General features: G+C 67.0%; 12 protein-coding genes. 6 read left to right on the top strand and 6 right to left on the bottom strand.

The window, feature by feature from the left end; translation table 11 throughout:
• The first annotated feature begins 135 nt into the window (after nt 1-135).
• Nucleotides 136-522: a VOC family protein gene (locus DMB80_RS07520; protein ID WP_111509372.1), complete on the top strand. Its 387-nt coding sequence runs from the start codon at nt 136-138 to the stop codon at nt 520-522.
• Nucleotides 519-1,382: a rhomboid family intramembrane serine protease gene (locus tag DMB80_RS07515; RefSeq protein WP_420812142.1), complete on the top strand. Its 864-nt coding sequence runs from the start codon at nt 519-521 to the stop codon at nt 1,380-1,382. Before DMB80_RS07520 ends, DMB80_RS07515 begins: the two co-directional genes overlap by 4 nt.
• A gap of 4 nt (nt 1,383-1,386) precedes the next feature.
• Here the strand turns inward: DMB80_RS07515 and DMB80_RS07510 are convergent, their stop codons facing one another.
• The 5 genes from DMB80_RS07510 to DMB80_RS07490 form a co-directional block, all read right to left on the bottom strand.
• Nucleotides 1,387-2,871: an APC family permease gene (locus DMB80_RS07510; RefSeq protein ID WP_111509272.1), complete on the bottom strand. Its 1,485-nt coding sequence runs from the start codon at nt 2,869-2,871 to the stop codon at nt 1,387-1,389.
• A 29-nt stretch (nt 2,872-2,900) separates the two neighbouring features.
• A complete protein-coding gene (locus tag DMB80_RS07505) occupies nt 2,901-4,640 on the bottom strand; it encodes a phytoene desaturase family protein (RefSeq protein WP_111509271.1) in 1,740 nt (579 codons plus the stop codon).
• Complete coding sequence (locus tag DMB80_RS07500; protein ID WP_162938448.1) at nt 4,637-4,981, bottom strand: hypothetical protein; 345 nt, start codon at nt 4,979-4,981, stop codon at nt 4,637-4,639. The genes DMB80_RS07505 and DMB80_RS07500 overlap by 4 nt, the downstream gene beginning before the upstream one ends.
• A 39-nt stretch (nt 4,982-5,020) precedes the next feature.
• Nucleotides 5,021-6,454: a gamma-aminobutyraldehyde dehydrogenase gene (locus DMB80_RS07495; protein WP_240431053.1), complete on the bottom strand. Its 1,434-nt coding sequence runs from the start codon at nt 6,452-6,454 to the stop codon at nt 5,021-5,023.
• Nucleotides 6,455-6,653: 199 nt separating this feature from the next.
• On the bottom strand, nt 6,654-7,331 hold the full coding sequence (locus tag DMB80_RS07490) for a GntR family transcriptional regulator (protein WP_162938447.1): 678 nt from the start codon (nt 7,329-7,331) through the stop codon (nt 6,654-6,656).
• Between the two features lie 191 nt (nt 7,332-7,522).
• Here DMB80_RS07490 and DMB80_RS07485 point away from each other — a divergent pair, with 191 nt between their 5' ends.
• Genes DMB80_RS07485 through DMB80_RS07470 form a run of 4 tightly spaced genes read left to right on the top strand, consistent with a single transcriptional unit; the run spans nt 7,523 to nt 14,389 of the window.
• On the top strand, nt 7,523-8,683 hold the full coding sequence (locus DMB80_RS07485) for a phosphotransferase (protein ID WP_162938446.1): 1,161 nt from the start codon (nt 7,523-7,525) through the stop codon (nt 8,681-8,683).
• A 32-nt stretch (nt 8,684-8,715) separates the two neighbouring features.
• The gene (locus DMB80_RS07480; protein WP_111509369.1) at nt 8,716-10,035 is read left to right on the top strand and encodes an aspartate aminotransferase family protein; all 1,320 of its coding nucleotides are present in this window, start codon (nt 8,716-8,718) and stop codon (nt 10,033-10,035) included.
• The gene (locus DMB80_RS07475; protein WP_111509267.1) at nt 10,032-12,920 is read left to right on the top strand and encodes an FAD-binding and (Fe-S)-binding domain-containing protein; all 2,889 of its coding nucleotides are present in this window, start codon (nt 10,032-10,034) and stop codon (nt 12,918-12,920) included. The genes DMB80_RS07480 and DMB80_RS07475 overlap by 4 nt, the downstream gene beginning before the upstream one ends.
• On the top strand, nt 12,917-14,389 hold the full coding sequence (locus DMB80_RS07470) for an NAD-dependent succinate-semialdehyde dehydrogenase (protein ID WP_111509266.1): 1,473 nt from the start codon (nt 12,917-12,919) through the stop codon (nt 14,387-14,389). Before DMB80_RS07475 ends, DMB80_RS07470 begins: the two co-directional genes overlap by 4 nt.
• On the opposite strand, the gene DMB80_RS07465 is transcribed toward DMB80_RS07470, so the two are convergent.
• Entirely contained in the window at nt 14,386-15,255 is an 870-nt protein-coding gene (locus DMB80_RS07465; protein ID WP_111509265.1) for an LLM class F420-dependent oxidoreductase, read from the bottom strand. The two genes, DMB80_RS07470 and DMB80_RS07465, sit on opposite strands and share 4 nt — an antisense overlap.
• Between the last annotated feature and the right edge of the window lie 7 nt (nt 15,256-15,262).

The following is a 15,262-nucleotide window of genomic DNA, read 5'->3' as shown; positions in this document are numbered from 1 at the left end:
AACCGCCTCTGACGTTGGGTCATCGCTGAGGCTTCTCAGAATTCGGGGCACCCTCTTAGGTGATCGTGATGTGCGTTGTGTCCGAATCGTTATGTCGCTACGGCTAATTTGGTTCCCGTGAAGCTGGATCTGCTGATGCCCGGGATCGAGGTGGGGCTCGTCACCACGAACCTCGAGGCGATGGTCGCGTTCTACGAGGGGTTCCTCGAACTCGAGCCGCAGGGCGAGATCGCGTTCGAGGGCGGCTCACAACGCCGCTACTCGCTCGGCAACAGCGTGCTCAAGCTCGTCACCTACGACACCCCGCCGGCACCGGCCGTGCCCGGTGGCGGCCGCGCCCAGGCGGGCCTGCGGTACTTCACGATCGGGGTCACCGGGCTCCGTGCCGTCGCGGCTGCCTTCGAGGCATCGCCGTACGAGATCGTCGAGGGACCGACCGAGTTCGCGCCGGTGCCCGGCATGGGCTTCATGTTCGTCGCAGACCCCGACGGCAACCACATCGAACTGTTCGGCACCCTGTGAACCAGCCCGGCTACCCGCCCCCGCCGCCGCCCGCGTACTGCTACCGGCATCCCGACAGGCCGACCTACGTCGGCTGCACTCGCTGCAACCGCCCCATCTGTGGCGAGTGCATGCACAGCGCCGCGGTCGGCCATCAGTGCGCCGAGTGCGTCGGCGCCGGGGCGCGCTCGGTGCGGCAGGCCACGACACCGTTCGGCGCGGTCGCACGCCGGTCGGCGACGCCGGTGGTCACCTACACGCTGATCGGTCTCAACGTCGCCATGTTCGTACTGCAGATGGCGGTGCCCGGCACGGAACGCGCGCTCGCGCTGTGGCCCGTCGCGGTCGCCGACGGCGAGTGGTACCGGCTGCTGACCTCGGCGTTCCTGCACTTCGGGGTGGCCCACATCGCGTTCAACATGCTGGCCCTCTACTTCGTCGGCCCGCCGCTGGAGATGGCGCTGGGCCGGCTGCGGTTCGGGGCGCTGTACCTGCTCAGCGCGCTCGGCGGCGCGGCGCTGGCCTACCTGCTTACGCTCAACGCGTTGACCGCGGGTGCCTCGGGGGCGGTGTTCGGGTTGTTCGGCGCGACGTTCGTCGTCGGCAAGAAACTGAACATGGACGTGCGCGGAGTCATCGCGGTGATCGTCCTCAACCTGGCGTTCACGTTCGTCTTCCCCTTGATCAGCGGCCAGAACATCAGCTGGCAGGGCCACATCGGTGGGCTGATCACCGGCGCCGCGGTGGCCGCGGCCTTCGCGTACGCGCCGCGGGCCCAGCGCACCGCGGTCCAGGCCGGGGCCTGCACCGCGGTGCTGGTGCTGATCGTCGCGATCGTGCTGTGGAGAACGGCAGACCTGCGGGCGATGTTCGGGCTGTGACCGGCTAGAGCCGATCGCCGAGCGTGGAGTTCAGCTGGGCATAGCGCTGCGGGGAGCGCGCCTTGATGACGTAGGCGCCGATGACGCCGATGGCCAGTGACGCGAACAGCATGGCGGTGAAGGTGATCTGCAGCCACCCTCCTCCGCCGAGTAGGACGTCCATGCCCGTGATCGCGTACCAGAGGAACGGCAGCAGCCCGGCGACGCCGAGAAGCGGCGCGATGAAGGTGTTCCAGGGTCGCTTGTCGACGGTCGAGCGGCGGAAGAACACGAAGATCGCGATGCTGGCGATGGTCTGCAACAGGATGATGCCGGCCGCGCCGACGCCCGTCCACCAGGTGAACAAGGTGGTGTACGGGTCGAGGCGCAGTATCGCGAAGACGGCGACCACCACGGCGACCATGGCGATCTGCACGTAGCAGGCCAGTGCCGGTGACTTGCGGGTCGGGTGCGTGGTGCCCAGCCGTTTCCAGATGACGCCCTGGCGGCCCAGCGAGTACAGATAGCGGGCGACGTTGTTGTGGAACGTCAGGATCGCGGCGAACAGGCTGGTGATGACGAGGAGTTGGAAGGCTTCGGTCCCCGCGCGGCCGAGAACGCTGTCGCTCACGGCGAACACGAGGTTGCCGCCTTCGCTTCCGGCCAGGTCGACGATGTTCCCGACGCCAACGGAGTTCACGATGAGGAACGCGGTGACGGCGTAGAACACGCCCATGAAGATCACCGAGGTGTAGGTCGCGCGAGGGACGGTGCGTTTGGGGTCTTTGGCTTCTTCGCCGTAGATGGCTGTGCCCTCGAAACCGATGAAGGAGGCGTGGGCGAACATCAGCGCGACACCGATCGCACCGGCGAACACCGCTGACGGAGCGAAGGGTTCGAACGAGTAGTCACTGACGGGATTCGGTGAGTTGACGAGGATGCCGATGTTGAGGACGAGGATCACGCCCGTCTCCAGCGTCAACAGCACGGCCAGCACACGAGCACCGGCGTGGATCTGCCGGACGCCGAGGAACAGTGACGCGCCCATCGCAAGCCCCGAGAAGACCCACCACGGCACGCCGACACCGGTGTGGCGAGAGGTGAATTCGGCTGCGTAGTAGCCGAAGCCACCGATGACCCCGAGCTGGATGGCGTTGTAGGCGAAGATCGCCAGGGAGGCGGATCCGAGCCCCATCGGTCTACCGAGCCCTCGGGTGATGAAGGCGTAGAACGCGCCCGCGTTGGTGATGTGTTTGCTCATGGCGACATAGCCGACCGCGAAGATGGTCAGCACTATCGCCACGGCGACGAAGGCGCCCGCGATTCCGACACCGTTGCCGGAGCCGATGATCACCGGGAACAGCGCGACGACGACAGTCAGCGGTGCGGCAGCGGCGACGACGAAGAACACGATGCCGAGTACGCCGATCTGGTTGCGCGCCAGACCTTCCGAGCCGTCAGGCGAGTCCTTCAGGGTGGCCAACGACTGGGGATCGTCCTGGTGCAGCATGGCAGTCCTTCGGGGGGTGGAGTGGTCGGTTAACGGGTGGTCTTGCTGCGGGCGGCGAACTTGACGACCTTGCGCAGCGCAGGGCTGCTCGCGACGGTGTAGCCGAGCTTCTTGCCGGTCTTGGTGTCCATCACGGTCTCCATGGCGCGGTCGATGACGCCGGCCTTGGGTGCCGGGCCGACGCGCTGCGCGGTCGGTGCGGGGGTTCCGTTGAGGTCCGCGATGACGACCTGGGCGGCGTTGTGGCCGTTGGCGCCCATCACTCCGCCGCCGGGGTGAGTGCCGGAGCCGCAGAGGTAGTAGTTGTCGACCGTGGTGCGGTAGTCGGCCAATTCGGGAGTGGGCCGGTTGTTGAACAACTGGTCGAAGAACATCGAGCCGTGGAAGATGTTGCCGCCGGTGAGCCCGTAGTCGCGTTCGAGGTCCTTCGGTGTGATGATCACCCGTTCCAGGATGTGACCCCGCAGGTTGGGGGCGTACCTGAAGAGGACTTCCAGAACTCGATCCGCCCACTCGTCGCGGATGGTGTCCCAGTCCGTGCCTGCGAGTTCGAACGGAAGTTGTTGCACGCCCAGGGTCATCGTGTGCTTGCCCTCGGGTGCCAGGGTCGAGTCGTGCGTGGACTGGATGACAGCCTCGATCACGAAGTCGTCGGGGATCTCACCGCGGCGCTCGGCCTCCCACGCGCGCTCGAAGTTCTCGATCGAGGCACCCATGATCGCCTGCGCCTGGTGCTGGGGCCCCTGCACGCCGGCGGGGAAGCCGATGTAGTCGGGTAGCTCGTCGATCAGCAGGTGGATGCGTGCCATCGAGCCGCGGGCGTCGTAGTCCTGCAGTTTGGCGGTGAGTTTCGCGTCGACGGCGCCGGCCGGTAGCAGGTGCAGCATGGAGCGTTGCGGATCGGCGTTGGAGATCACCGTGCGCGCCGAAATAATCTGTCCGTCCGCCAGTTTCACGCCCGTCGCTTGGCCTCGGCTGACCACGACCTGTTCGACCGGTGACGAGAGCCGGATCTCGGCGCCGTGCGCCTCGGCGCTGCGGGCCATCGCCTGGGTGATGCCGCCCATGCCTCCCTTGACGAAACCCCACTGGCCGAGGGTTCCTTTGAACTCTCCGACCGAGTGATGCCCATAGACATAGCCGGTGCCCGGGGTGGACGGACCGCCCCACACGGAGATCATGCCGAAGAAGGTGAACAGGCCCTTGATGTGTTCGTTCTCGAAGTACCGGTCCAGCAGATCCTTCGTCGACAGCAGCACCATCTCGTTGAAGAGATCCTCGGCGCCGGCGGCCTCGAAGGCGGCCAGCACCTGGGAGCGGCTGGGGGCCGGCGAGAGCAGGAACGGCGTGAGAATGGATGCGAATTTCTTCACGCGCAAGCCGAATTCGAGGAAGGCGGCGGCATCTCGCGCGGAGAACCTCTCGATCTCCTTGAGGGTCTTGTCCAAGTCCTTCCACACGAACAGATGGCTGCCGTCCGGGAAGATGCTGACCTCGCTGGCTGCGGTCTGATACATCTCCAAGCCGTAGCGCTCCAGCTCCAGATCGGCGATGATCTCCGGGCGGAGCAGGCTCGCGATGAACGCACACGACGACCAGGTGGCACCAGCGATGAGTTCTTCACTCGTACACGCGCCACCCACGACATCGCGGGCCTCCAGAACCAGGACCTTCTTACCCGCACGGGCGAGATATCCGGCGGTGATCAGACCGTTGTGGCCCGCGCCGATGACGATGGCGTCGTAGGAGGGGACGGTGGTCGAAGTCATTGGTGTTCTCCCGGAATGGCGTGAGTGAAGTAGGTGCGGACGGTGGCGGGGTCGACGAGTTCGTCGAAGCCCGCGATGACGGGTTTCATGCTCGGGTGGTGGTCGCGGAACTGCTCCCAATCCGCCCAGTCGGTGACCTCCATGACCTCCAGGATGTCGGCCGGAGCGCCGTCGGGTGCATCGTTGACGCGGAACGCCTCGAAGCGTTGAACCAGGTCACCGCGGGCCAGACACGTCGGGCGATCCACCTCGGTGGAGAAACGCTCGAACTCGGCCGGGTCGACACCGGGCAACATCGAGAACAGATTCACCGCCACTACCGTGCGGCCGGTAACAGTCATCGCAGGACCTCCGAAGGTGTTGTGCAGCAGACGATGTGGTCAGCTCGCCAGATTGATCATGATGTGCTTGATCTCGGTGTACTCCTCGACGGAGTAGATCGACATGTCGTTGCCGTGCCCGGATTGTTTGAACCCGCCGTGCGGCATCTCCGAGACGATCGGAAGATGGTCGTTGACCCACACCGTGCCGAATTGCAGCCTGCGGGCGGCGCGCATCGCCCGGCCGACGTCTCGGGTGAAGACCGATGCGGCCAGGCCGTACTCGACGTCGTTGGCCCAGGCGAAGGCCTGCTCTTCGCTGCTGAAGCGGGTGGTGGTGACGACCGGGCCGAAGACTTCCTTCTGGACGATCTCGGAGTCCTGAGCGGCGTCGACGACAAGGGAAGGCGTGTACCAGAATCCGGGTCCTGAGCCGATGCCGCCGACCGCCAGCGAGGCCGGGCCGGAGGCGACGGCGCGGTCGACGAAGCCGGCCACCCGGTCGCGCTGGCGTTCGGAGATGACCGGGCCCATCTCGGTGGACTCGTCGGAGGGTTCACCCATGGCCACCTTGCTCACGGCGCGGGTGAGTTCGGTGACGAACTCGTCGTAGATGCCGTCGGCGATGTACACGCGAGAGGCGGCCATGCAGTCCTGGCCGGAATTGCCGAATCCGCCTTCGCAGATCTTCGTGATGGCGAGTTCGGCGTCACAGTCGTCGAAGACGAGCACCGGCGCCTTGCCGCCCAATTCCAGATGGAGGCGTTTGAGGTTGTCGGCCCCGGCGCGGGCGACGACTTTTCCCGTGGCGGTATCGCCGGTCAGTGAACTCATCCGCACCCGCGGGTGACCGGTCAGCGCGGCCCCGACGGTGTCGCCGTGACCGGTGACGACGTTGAACACCCCGGCCGGGAACAGGTCGGCGGCCAGTTCGGCGAGGCGCAACGTGGTCAGCGGTGTCTGCTCACTGGGCTTGAGTACCAGCGTGTTTCCCGTCATCAGCGCCGGGCAGATCTTCCAGATCGCCATGACGAGGGGGAAGTTCCACGGCGCGACGCTGCCGACCACGCCGAGCGGATCGCGCCGGATGATGCTCGTGTGGGTGGGGGAGTACTCGCCCGCGGCGCGGCCCTCCAACACGCGGGCGGCGCCGGCGAAGAATCGCATGTTGTCCACACCGAAGGGGATCTCCTCGCGCGCAACGGAAATCGGCTTGCCGACGTTCTGCGACTCCAGTTGAGCGAACTCCTCGGCGTGAGCCTCCAGGCGGTCCGCCAGCTTCAGCAGGAGTTCGGCTCGCTTGCCCGGTGTGGTCGCCGCCCATCCGTCGAAAGCGCTCTCCGCCGCGCTGACCGCGCGATGGACGTCGGCGGCGTCGCCCAGCGGCACAGTGGCGATCTGGTCGCCGTTCGCCGGGTTGATGACCGCTTCCGTCGCGCCGCTGACGGCGGGGACGTGTTCTCCCGCGATGTACATGAGTGGGCCGTCCGCCATGAAAGTTCTTCTCCAAGTCACTGGAAGTGGGATGCCCGCCGAGCGGACGTGCTCAAGTGTTGAACAGTTGACATGGAGAACTTAAGCACAGCCGATAGGTGTCCGCAAGACGAGCGGTCAGAAAAGTCGTGGTGACGACACGGCCGTCGAATCGATGCTCGCGCAGCGTCGTCCGCGGTGACTGCCGGCGGGGATGCGGCTAGCCCGCCGTGCGGGCAGCGAGGATCTTGCGGACCTCGTCACGGTTCTCGGTGATGATCTCGGCGATCGTGTCGCGGGCCAGGTTCGGATCGCGCGAGGTGAAGGCGGTGACGATGCGCTGGTGTTCGTCTTCGAGCCCGGAGCCGGTCTCGTACTCGTGATGGTCCAGCGACAGGATCAGGAGGAAATAGCGCAGATCGCCGAGGAGTTCGGCGTAGAACTTGTCGAGCCGTGGGCTGTTCATCAGGCCGACGATGGCCCGGTGGATGTCGAGATCCTTCTCAACGATGACGCGTGGATCGTGAGTCGCCATGGCGTCTTTCAGCGCCTCCATCGCGGTGAGCAGGGGCGCCAGATCCGTATCGGGTCCCAGGGATGCGGCGGCCGCGGTCTCCAGATGCAGGCGGGCGCGGTAGATGTCGAGGACCTCCTCGTCGGAGGGATCCCAGACGACCAGGCCGCGGTTGAAGGTGTAGCGCACCAAACCGGTGCCCTGTAACAGGCGCACCGCTTCGCGCACGGTGTTGCGCGAGATGCCCAGGGCGTCGGCGACGACGGCCTCCCTGATGCGCTCACCGGGCTTGAGTTCGCCCTCCAGGATCATGTCCATCAAGCCGTCGGCGATCTGCTGCGCACTGCTGCGTCCGACGATCTGAATGCGCTCGGCGATGGACATGGCCTCAGCGTACAACTGTTGAACACCGGTTCGGAGCGCTGACGGCGCGGTCGCGGCGGGCTGACTGGACGCTTCGTGCTCTAATGTTCTACAGTTCATCGCTATCAGCGACAGTCGCGGTATCGCGGCGCAGTGAGATTCGATCGGGCGGCCGGGGTTGCGGGCCCCTCGGCGCGAGAACAGGATTGGCGATGACGGACGCTTTCCCCGACAGGGCCCTCGCCACCCCGCTGCGCTCCCGTGCACAGGATGGTGGCGTGTTCAGGGGCTCCGCTGCACTTCATCGCATTGCCCGAGAAAGCGCGCTCGACGAGTCGCCGGCAGAGCGCTTTCCCGAGCAGCAGGTGCGCGCCGAACTGCGGCGGCAGTACGACCTGGCCGGTGAGTTGAGCCGTATCCCGACCGAGAAGGATGATACGTTCCGCCTCGCCACGGACGTCGGTCGCTTCCTGGTCAAGATCGCACCGGCAACGGAGGCCGCCCAGATCGTCAACCTGCAGTCCGCGGTCATGCTGCACCTGGAGAAGAGCCGGCCCGCGATCCCCGTCCAGCGGTTGATCCGCGGGGTGCGCGGCCAGGTCGAGTCCACCGTGGTCGACCCCGGAGGCAATGCACGCCTCATGCGGGTCATGAGCTACCTCGACGGCGACCTTCTCGCGTCGATGGTCCCGACCACCACCCAGTTCCAGAAGGTCGGCGCCATGCTGGCGCGGCTCGACTCAGGGTTGGCCGGCTTCCGTCACCCCGGCGAATCTCGGTCACTGATCTGGGATCTGAAGAACTTCCTCCATGTGCGGCCCCTACTGGAGCTGGTGAACGATCACGACGACGTCACGATGGCGACGTGGATCTTCGACCAGTTCGAAGCTCTCGTCGCACCCCGAATCGGCACCCTCCCCACGCAGATGATCCACGGCGACTTCAGCCCGTTCAACGTCGTCGTCGACCCTGCCGCCGACGACTTCGTCACCGGCGTCATCGACTTCGGTGATGTCGTCCGCAGTCCCGTGCTGTTCGAACTGGCCGTTGCGGTGGCCAACCAGATCGGCCTCGACGATCGGCGACCGTGGGACAGCGCGGTGGAGATCGTGCGCGGCTACCGTGCGGTCCGGCCGGTGCCCGATCGTGATGTGGCGCTGTTGGCAATCGCAGGGCCAGCTCGACTCCTGTTGCGTGCCTTGATCTTCGGCTGGCGCGCGGCCATCCACCCCCACAGCCGGGATTACGGGTTGTCCCATTCGGCGCAGGATTGGACCAGGCTCCGGTGTGCACTGTCGGTGGCCTCACCCACCGTGCAGGCACTGCTGTCGGCTGCCGGTGCATCATTTCAGACAGGAGAGGACCGACGATGACCAAGGCGTTCACGCCAGGAGCGTCCGAGCCGATGGTGAACGGGTTCGACACGTCACGCATCGACGAGCTGCCCCCGCGCACCCGCGGCCAGGTCGAAGCCCGCGATCGTCTCCTGGGACCCGGCTACCGGTTGTTCTACGAAGACCCCGTCGAGATCGTCCGCGGCGCAGGGACGCTGCTCTTCGACGCCGATGGCAATGACTACCTCGACGTGTACAACAACGTGGCCAGCGTCGGGCACTGCCATCCCTACGTCGTCGACGCGATTCATCGGCAGCTGATGACGTTGAACACCAACACCCGTTACATCCAGCAGTCGATCCTGACGTACAGCGAGCAGTTCCTGGCCACCATGCCCGCCGAGATCGGTCATGTCATGTTCACCTGCACCGGTTCTGAAGCCAATGACCTCGCGATGCGGGTGGCCCGGTACCACACCGGGAACCAGGGCATAATCGTCACCGCCGGCGCCTACCACGGACTGACCTCCGACGTGTCGGCCTTCTCGCCGTCGCTGGGTGTGGGTGTCCCACTGGGGCCGCATGTGCGCACCATCAGCGCACCGGATCGCCTGCGCCACGGCGGCAACGACGCCGTCGTCGCGAACATGGCCCGCGAGATCCGCGGGGCCGTCGCCGATCTGGAGCGTCACGGATTCGGAGTCGCAGCCTTCATTGCCGACATGATCTTCTCCTCCGACGGCATCTACGCTGACCCCGCGGGCTTCCTGCAGCCTGTCATCGAGGAAGTCCACAACGCCGGCGGTCTGTTCATCGCCGATGAGGTCCAGCCGGGATTCGGACGTACCGGACGGAATTGGTGGGGATTCCAGCGGCACGACCTCGTCCCCGACATCGTGACGACCGGTAAACCCATGGGCAACGGCATTCCGATCGCCGCGGCCGCCTTCCGCCCCGAGCTCCTCGTCGAGTTCGGGCGCAACATCCGCTACTTCAACACCTTCGGCGGCAACTCGGTGTCCATCGCGGCGGCGCAGGCGGTACTGGACGTGATCAACGGTGACGGGTTGATGGCGAACGCTGACCGCGTTGGCCGCTACATCCAGGACGAAATCGAGTCAATGGCAGGAGGTTACGAGCAGGTCGCCGAAGTCCGCGGCGCGGGGTTGTTCGTGGGAGTGGACATCGTCACCGACCGAGAATCCGCCACTCCCGACGGAGATGCGGCGTTGCGCGTGGTCAACCACATGCGCCGGCGCCGCGTGCTGATCTCGGCGTCGGGGCCACGCGGCAGCGTGCTCAAAGTGCGCCCGCCGCTGCCGTTTTCGATCGCCGACGCCGATCGCCTGCTGGAGAATCTCGCGGTGGTGCTCGCCGAGGAGCTTCATTGACCCACGCCGTCACGTTCGTACAACGGCTGACCGCCGGCACCGTCGAGGTCGACACCAGCAGCCGGCGGTTGGCCGAGTACAGCTACGACGCCTCGAACTACCGGGTCGAGCCAGTGGCCGTCGCATTCCCTCGGAACGCGGAGGACGTGAGTCACATCGCCCGGCTCTGTGCGGAGTTCGGCGTTGCCCTCATCGCGCGGGGCGGCGGCACATCGATGGCGGGCAATGCCATCGGTAGCGGAGTCGTCCTGGACTTCTCGCGGCACATGGACCGCATCGTGTCCATCGACGCCGCCAGCCGGACTGCCGTCGTTGAGCCGGGTGTCGTCTTGGCGGATCTGGCCGAGGCCGTACAGCACAGCACCGCCGATCAGTTGACCTTCGCGCCGGATCCGTCCAGCAGGAACCGCGCCACCGTCGGAGGATCGATCGGCAATGACGCCTGCGGCAACCACTCGGTCAGGTACGGGCGCACCGGCGACCACGTGGTGTCGTTGGACCTGGTGCTCGCCGACGGCATCCGCCTGACGGCCACCCACAGCGGACTGTGTGCCACCGATCCGGCGGACATCGCCGCAACGGAGCGAGCCAGCGCACTGTCCGCTGACCTGAGAGCCTTGACCGCACGGTACATGGCCCCGTTTCGTCTGGAACTCGGTCGTATTCCTCGGCAAGTCTCGGGCTTTCAGCTCGCACACCTGTTGCCGGAGAACGGCTTCGACGTCGCACGCGCACTGGTGGGCACCGAGGGGTCCTGCGCCGTCGTCGTCGGCGCCACCGTCACCCTGGTCGACGTGCCGCCGTCGGCGCTGCTCCTGGTCGTCGCCTATGACGACATCGTCGACGCCGCCCGCGACGTCACCACGATCCTGGAGTACTCGCCCGCGGCGGTCGAAGGCATCGACGAACACATCGTCGCCACGATGAGAGCGCGCCGCGGCGAAGACTCCGTCGCCGCCTTGCCCGCCGGCCGCGCGTGGCTCTACATCGACCTCGACGGTGACGACGACGGCGCCGTCGCCGAGCACGCCCGCAGGCTCACTGCCGATCTGCAGGCCAACGGACGGGCCCGGCAGTTCCGGGAAGTCCGCGACCCGGGCGAACGTCGACAGCTGTGGCGCGTTCGGGAGGACGGGGCCGGATTGTCGTCGCGACTACACCTTGCCGACGGGTCCACCGTGACGTCGTGGCCGGGCTGGGAAGATTCGGCCGTAGCCCCGGAGAACCTCGCCGATTACCTCGCCGACTTCCGAAACCTGCTCCAGCGGTATGAGCTGATCGGTGTGATGTACGGCCACTTCGGTGCCGGTTGCATGCACATCCGCATCACCTTCGATCAACGCACACCCGAAGGGCGAGAGGTGATGTCGGCGTTCCTCACCGCCGCGGCCCGGCTCGTCGTCGCACACGGCGGAACGCTGTCGGGCGAACACGGCGACGGGCGCGCACGGTCGCAGCTGCTGCCCGAGATGTACTCAGCGACGATCATGGAGGCGTTCGCCACGTTCAAGGATCTGTTCGATCCGGGCAACACCCTCAATCCCGGCATGATCGTGGCGCCCGAACCGGTCACCGAGCAGCTGGCGCTCGCCGATGTCCCACCACTGCCGTGGCAGACCACGTTCACCCTCCACGAGTCCGCCGCGCCGGGGACCAGCCCATTCGCCGAAGCCGTGCAGCGCTGCATCGGCGTAGGCAGGTGCCGCTCACACAGCGGCGGAGTCATGTGCCCGAGCTATCGGGCCACCGGCGACGAGAAGGACTCCACGCGAGGCCGCGCCCGCGTTCTGCAGGACATGGTTCGCGGCGCTCGCACGATGGACCGGGGATGGGCATCTGAAGACGTTCGTGACGTCCTGGACCTGTGTCTGTCCTGCAAAGCGTGCTCCACCGACTGCCCGACCGGTGTCGACATGGCGACCTACAAGGCCGAGTTCCTCGACCACCATTACCGCCGACGTGTGCGTCCGATGTCGCATTACTCACTGGGGTGGTTACCGCGATGGTTGGCCGTGACATCTCGCACTGCGCCCGTGGTCAACCGTGTCCTGGCCAGCCCGCTGCGAGCGGTGGGCCTGCGTCTCGGCGGACTGACGACGCAGCGACCGCTACCCACCTTCGCCTCTCGCCGCGCGTTACGCGCCGAAGTCGGTGCGCAGGGTGGCGGCACCGGGGACGTGATCCTGCTGGTGGATTCCTTCACCAAGGGCTTTCGGCCCGAGGTCGCCGGCGCGGCGCGGCGGGTGATCGAGGATGGCGGCCACCGCGCAGAGGTCCGCACCGACGTGTGCTGTGGACTCACCTGGATCTCCACCGGGCAACTGCGCCAGGCCCGAAAACGGCTGGTGCGCACCGCTGCCGCCCTCGACGACGGAACCGATCGGCCGATCGTCGTCACCGAGCCGAGCTGCGCGGCGGCGCTGCGCAAGGATCTTCCTGAACTGGTCGGAAGCGACGCTGCCCGTCGGGTCGCGCGACGTGTCCGCAGTTTCGCCGAGCAGATCACTGCCCAGAGCGAGACCGGCTGGGCGCCGCGGGTGGCTCTGCCCGAGGCTGTCACCCTGCAGACCCACTGCCACGAATACGCCGTGTTCGGCGCGGCCACGCAGCGCCGCGCACTCGCCGCGGTCGGCATCGACCAGGTGCGTGAGGCGACGGGATGCTGCGGCGTTGCCGGCAATTTCGGTTTCGAGCGCCAGCACTACGACGTCAGCATGGCCGTCGCCGAACTGGCGCTGGCTCCGGCGCTGCGCGCCGACACGGAGGCGGTGGTGCTCACCGACGGCTTCAGCTGCCACATGCAAGCCAGACAGCTGGCTCCGACCGCCCGCGCCTCCCTGCACCTGGCACAGATTCTCGACCCCACATTGGAGAACGATCGATGACGTCAACAACGCTGCACGCTGGTCTCGCGGACATCCCGACCGGCCTGCTGATCGGCGGGCAATGGCGCGCCGCGAACGACGGAAACCTCTTCGAGGTGGAGAACCCCGCCACCGGAGAGCTGTTGGCCCGCGTGGCCGATGCCGGTTCGGGGGACGCTGACGCGGCCCTGGACGCCGCAGTCGCTGCGCAGCGCTCGTGGGCCCGCACCGCACCGCGCGAGCGTAGCGAAATCCTGCGACGCGCATACGATCTCGTGATGTCCAGGCAGGACTGGCTGGCTGAGGTGATGACCTCGGAGATGGGTAAGCCGCTGGCCGAGGCCAGGGGCGAGGTGGCCTACGCCGCGGAGTTCCTGCGGTGGTTCTCCGAAGAAGCGGTGCGGATCTCCGGTGATCACACCACCACCGGCGACGGCGCGAACCGCATCATCGTCACGCGGGAACCCGTCGGACCCTGTGTCCTCATCACGCCATGGAACTTCCCGTTGGCGATGGGAACCCGCAAGATCGCGCCGGCCGTGGCAGCCGGCTGCACGATGGTGCTCAAACCCGCCCCGCAGACACCGCTGACCTCGTTGGCTCTGGCGGCGATCCTGCAGGAGTGCGGCCTGCGCGAGGGGGTGCTCAACGTCGTCACCACCACCGATGCGGCGACGGTGGTGCAGCGGTGGATGACCAGCGGCAAGGCCCGCAAGATCAGCTTCACCGGCTCCACCGGCGTGGGCAAGGTGCTGCTGCGCCAGGCGGCCGACACGGTGATGAGATCGTCGATGGAGTTGGGCGGCAATGCGCCGTTCATCGTGTGCGCCGACGCCGACATCGACACCGCGGTCGACGGTGCCATGGCGGCGAAGATGCGCAACATGGGGGAGGCGTGCACGGCGGCGAACCGCATGTACGTGCACCGTTCTCTCGCAGGCGAATTCAGTGAGCGCCTGGCAGCGCGGATGGCGGAACTGACGGTGGGCAATGGCCTGGCCGAGGGTACCGACGTGGGACCGCTCATCGACGGCGCCGGCCGAGCCAAGGTCCAGCACCTGGTCGACGACGCGCTCGCCCGTGGTGCCACCGCCCTGACCGGGGGCCGGCTTCCCGACGGACCGGGTTACTTCTACCCACCCACCGTGCTCGCCGATGTGTCACCTGACTCTGAGCTGATGTCCACAGAAGTGTTCGGTCCGGTAGCGCCGGTCATCCCGTTCGATGACGAAGACGACGTGATCTCCCGTGCCAACGACACCGACTGGGGTCTGGTCGGATACGTCTTCACCCAGGACATCGACCGCGCGTTCGACATGAGCGAACGACTGGAGGTCGGCATGGTCGGCGTCAACACCGGGGTGGTGTCCAACCCCGCCGCACCCTTCGGGGGAGTCAAACAGTCCGGCCTGGGCCGTGAGGGTGGCAAGGTCGGAATCGACGAGTTCCTGGAGTACAAGTACCTGTCGGTGCCCCGGCGCCGCCGCTAGGCGGACAGGCCCGCCGCGTCGGCGACAGCCTCCAGTGCGTCGAGGTGCTCGTCGGCGGTCGTCAGGCCGGCGCCCATGGTGTTCACCGTCAGATGCGTGGCCCCGATCTGTCGCCACACCTCGATCGCGGCGAGGACCGCGTCGGAGTCGCCCTGCCAGCTGACGCGGCCTTCCATGCCGATGCTCGCCGGATCTCGTCCGGCGGCTCGGGCTGCCTCGTCGACCACGGCCCGCGCCTCGTCCAGACGCGGCCCCGGCCCGAACATCGGGAACCAGCCGTCGGCGAGCCGGCCCACGCGGGCGTACGCCCGCGGCGACGCGGCGCCGATCCAGAGCGGTATGGGCTGCTGCACCGGCAGGGGAGCCACGCCCGCACCCACCACGCGGTGGTGACGTCCCTCGAACGTCACCGAGCGTTCGGTCCACAGCCGGCGCAGCAACTCGATCTGCTCCTCGGAGCGCCTGCCCCGATCGCCGAAGTTCTCGCCGAGCGCCTCGTACTCCACCGCGTTCCAGCCCAGCCCCACCCCCAGCCGGAACCGCCCGCCCGTCAGCAGGTCCACCTCCGCGGCCTGCTTGGCCACCAGCGCGGTCTGGCGCTGCGGCAGGATGATCACCCCGGTGACCAGCTCCAGCGTCGTCGTCACGGCCGCGAGATAGCCGAACATGACCAGCGGCTCGTGGAACGTGGTGTCCACGTCGTACGGGCCCGCCCAGTCGCGGTGCACGGCCGGGTCGGCTCCGAGCACGTGGTCGTAGGCGAGAAGGTGGGTGAAGCCGAGCTCCTCGACGCGCTGACCCATGGCGCGCACCGCGCCGGGGTCGCCGCCGAGCTCGGTTTGCGGAAAAACCACGCCGATGCGCATACCGGCG

The organism is Mycobacterium kyogaense (genome assembly GCF_003254575.1).
Classification (GTDB): Bacteria; Actinomycetota; Actinomycetes; order Mycobacteriales; family Mycobacteriaceae; genus Mycobacterium; species Mycobacterium kyogaense.
The sequence above is the reverse complement of the archived record's forward strand: the minus strand, read 5'-3'. Positions and strand labels throughout refer to the sequence as shown.